Origin of the sequence: Alicyclobacillus mali NBRC 102425 (assembly GCF_001570745.1) — a bacterium.
In the GTDB taxonomy this organism is placed as follows: Bacteria; Bacillota; Bacilli; order Alicyclobacillales; family Alicyclobacillaceae; genus Alicyclobacillus; species Alicyclobacillus mali.
Map to the genome: position 1 here is coordinate 1 of NZ_BCSG01000069.1, position 2261 is coordinate 2261.

At 53.7% G+C, this 2261-nt stretch carries 2 protein-coding genes; both read left to right on the top strand.

Translation table 11 applies throughout. From position 1 onward, the window contains the following. The first annotated feature begins 104 nt into the window (after positions 1 to 104). Entirely contained in the window at positions 105 to 1370 is a 1266-nt protein-coding gene (locus AMA01_RS13390) for an MFS transporter (RefSeq protein WP_067851749.1), read from the top strand. Positions 1371 to 1405: 35 nt separating this feature from the next. Further along, the coding region (locus tag AMA01_RS13395) for a carboxylesterase family protein (RefSeq protein WP_156468467.1) at positions 1406 to 2261 on the top strand (856 nt) is incomplete at its 3' end.

Genomic DNA, 2261 nt, shown 5'->3' on the forward strand with positions numbered 1-2261 from the left:
AAAGGGCTCATTCTATAACACATGAAAACGCTGATCTACGCTATCATCACTAAACCGAGCTCGAGTGTGTCTTCCTCGAGCACTGCTTGAAAGGAGTTGAATTGATGGGAACACAGGTTACGCCCCAAATTGATGAAAGCGGATTCGTAACATCCGCTGGTCGCCGAGGCTTGCTCTTCGCCTCACTCGGAACTTCCTATCTGGGATTGTTCATGACCTACGCAGGGCTTATTGTCGTCTTGTTGCCGGAGCAGGTTGCACTGCTTGATCCTGCAAAGAAGGTCGAGGATCTTGCCGTAGTTACGAGCATCTCGTCCGTGGCCACGATTTTTGTTCAACCCATAGTCGGTGCCTTATCTGATAGGACCCGTTCCCGCCTGGGACGCAGGGCCCCTTGGATGTTATTCGGTGCTCTTGGGGGTGCGCTCTGCACGGTCGCTCTTCAGTATGCAAAGACGCTCTTTCTTCTTACTGTGTTTTGGGTTCTAGCCCAATTTTTGTTAAACGCATTCCAAGGCCCCTTGTCATCGATCGTTTCTGACCGCGTGGAAATGCAATATCGTGCAACGGCATCCGCCTTGATTGGCGTTGGCTCGTCTGTGGGGGGGACGCTTGGCGTTATTCTCGCGGGACAGCTTCTGCGCCAAATAGGCATCGGTTATGACACCTTTGCCGCGATCGTTGTAGCGGTCTGTCTTGCCTTCGTCTTGTTCAATCCGGACCGTTCTTCCAAACATGCCGACTTCCCAAAGTTGAATTGGGGACGCTTTTTCCGCGGATTCTTGGTCGATCCGCGCAAGCACCCGGATTTTGCATGGGCCTTCGCAGGACGGTTCTTCATGATCTTCGCCTATCAAGCGATTGGCGCCTACCAGCTCTACATCTTAACGGATTATATCCACCTTCCCATCGCAGAAGCGGGTGGTTTCCTCGGGTTGCTCAACTTGATTCAAATGGTCGCCGTTGGCGTCTCCACGCTGGTTTTTGGCCGCTTGTCGGATCACCTCCAAAGAAGGAAGATGTTTGTTTTTGCGTCGACACTATTCATCGGAGTCGGCGCACTGATACCCGTGTTCGAGGCGTCAAAGAACGGTATGCTTCTTTCGAGCACCATTATCGGCTTGGGCTATGGCGCCTATATGGCTGTCGACATGGCCCTCATGATAGATGTCCTGCCGGCCAGGGATGATGCTGCCAAAGACCTTGGCATTCTGAACATTGCTTCTAATGTTCCCCAGGCGTTGACACCTGTGATTGTCGCAGCACTTCTCAGCGCCTTTCACGGAAACTATGCAAGTATTTTTGTGTACTCGGCGATCGCCACTGTCGTGTCCTCGGTGTTCGTTTTTCCTATCCGTTCCGTTCGGTAAAGCCGCTAGAGCTTGCGTATGGAGGGGGCTCCACGATGTCAGACAAAATCTATGCACCAGCTATTCGCACCCAACACGGGATAGTGCGCGGGATTTGGCAAACAGGGTCGTCAGCTGCGTATCTCGGCATCCCATACGCCGCAGCTCCCGTTGGAGAACGTCGGTTCCAGGCACCTCGTCCTCCAGAACCTTGGATGGGCGTGCGAGACGCTACTGTATATGGTCCCACTCCACAGAAGAGACCCTTTGCGGAAGTGACCACCATTCCCGAACCATCCATTCCGGGAGAAGACATCCTGAACCTGAATGTGTTCACTCCTGCCCCTGGAGATCGACTCGCGCGCCTCCCGGTGCTTGTGTGGATTCACGGAGGAGGCTACTTTGCAGGTTCACCAGCATCTCCGTGGTACAACGGGCGCTCGTTTAACGAGAACGGAGTCATCTTGGTCACCATCTCGTATCGTTTGGGCTTCGAGGGCTTTGGATGGTTGAAGGGCGCCCCCTTAAACCGTGGAATCCTAGACCAAATTGCAGCACTTCACTGGGTCCAGGACAATATCCTTGAGTTTGGCGGCGACCCGGGCAACGTCACTATAGCAGGTCAATCTGCTGGGGGAGGCTCAGTGCTCGCTCTCCTCACGAGCCCCAGAGCTTCTGGACTCTTTCATGCCGCGATCCCAATGTCTTCAGCGATGGACATGTTGGATCTTCAGACGGCGCAATCCGTCGGTGAGTCACTTGCGCGCCACTTCAATATACGGCCGTCGGAGGAGGAGTGGCGTCACATTTCGGGTGAGGCTTTCTTAGATGCTGAACGGTTGTACAACCAGATTCCTGACTACTCTGTTCCGTTTCGCGTGCGAGAAGCATTGCAGTTATACGCCAAAGGTA

What these genes read in the sequence shown, in the direction of transcription:
- AMA01_RS13390 (WP_067851749.1), top strand. Translation starts at nt 105, where the DNA reads ATGGGAACACAGGTTACGCCCCAAATTGATGAAAGCGGATTCGTAACA.